Source organism: Bradyrhizobium sp. ISRA442 (genome assembly GCF_038085055.1).
In the GTDB taxonomy this organism is placed as follows: Bacteria; Pseudomonadota; Alphaproteobacteria; order Rhizobiales; family Xanthobacteraceae; genus Bradyrhizobium.
On sequence record NZ_JALGCN010000065.1, the window covers coordinates 1 to 1,036 of the forward strand.

A 1,036-nucleotide genomic window follows, 5' to 3' on the forward strand; every position below is an offset into this window, starting at 1 on the left:
AGTCACCATATCTCTCGAAATATCTTATCGCCGTTCTGGGTCCATCAGGCGCCGCCAATCGCTCGGGTGATCGTGCCGCTGCCACCGCAGTTCGGACAGGGCGAGCCGTCGATACGGCCTTCGCCGTGACACTCTGGGCACACGTCTTCGCCAGTACCTGGAGTTCCGGGAAGCGCCTCATCTCCGGGATTGAGCATCTTTGGGTTGCTCGCTATCATCTGGGTCTGTGAGCTTGATCCGGCATTTCGAGTGTTAGGAGCCTTGTTCTTCATCATGCTCGCCTCCTTGCCTTTAATCGAGAACACGCCTTGGCGAGAGAAGTTGCTCGAGCGGCGGGGTGCTACTATGGCGGACTGCTGGCGAGTGCAGGACATACCGTGCCGGTCGGCAGAAGCACTGGATCAAGATGAACAACTGGAGCCATCCCAGGATCAGGCGCGAATTGTGATCCTGCTAAATCACGCGTTCGTTTAGGAGCCAGCCCGTCTTGAGCGGATTGGTGCGTCATGAAACGCAAGTCAAAAGAGATCAGCGCCGGTACATTCCTGCTCTTTGCAGTCGCGCTGCTCGTTTTCACTCTGAGATCTACGAGAGCGCAGGGGCGATAGATCATGATCGAGATAATTCTGATCATGGCGGCGATTGGCATCCTTCTGGTCAGCTCAATCGTCACTGGCTTCGAGGCCAAGGCCGCGCTGGAGCGTCGCCGCCTCAAAGGATGATGCCCGCCACTGTCGACCACACTGCCGGTTGATTTTATCTGGACGAGCGTCATAGGCAATCAGCAAGCCGTCCTCCAATCCAGCGGCCATCCCCGATCTGGGCTCGCACCTCAATTTCGCTGCGCAATCCAGTAGCCTGAACAACGCGCGTTTCCTGAATGGCCACTCCACGTCCCGCGGCCAGAATTGCTCGAGAGCCTGCCTGAGCCGGAGGCGAATTTGTCCTGAACTGTCACCGACGCCCGAACTGCGCCGGAACGTGCTACGTAGCCTCTGAACCTGACCAAATTCGGATGGGTAACTATTCCGTCGGT

Annotated in this window: 1 protein-coding gene; it reads right to left on the reverse strand. The window is 57.5% G+C overall.

Annotation, left to right across the window (positions count from 1 at the left end; all coding sequences use genetic code 11):
• Positions 1 to 44: 44 nt before the first annotated feature.
• On the reverse strand, positions 45 to 275 hold the full coding sequence (locus MTR72_RS40205) for a hypothetical protein (RefSeq protein WP_341512349.1): 231 nt from the start codon (positions 273 to 275) through the stop codon (positions 45 to 47).
• Positions 276 to 1,036 lie beyond the last annotated feature (761 nt).

Excerpts from the sequence above, each read along its gene's own strand:
- MTR72_RS40205 (WP_341512349.1), bottom strand. The coding sequence starts at position 275 with ATGATGAAGAACAAGGCTCCTAACACTCGAAATGCCGGATCAAGCTCA.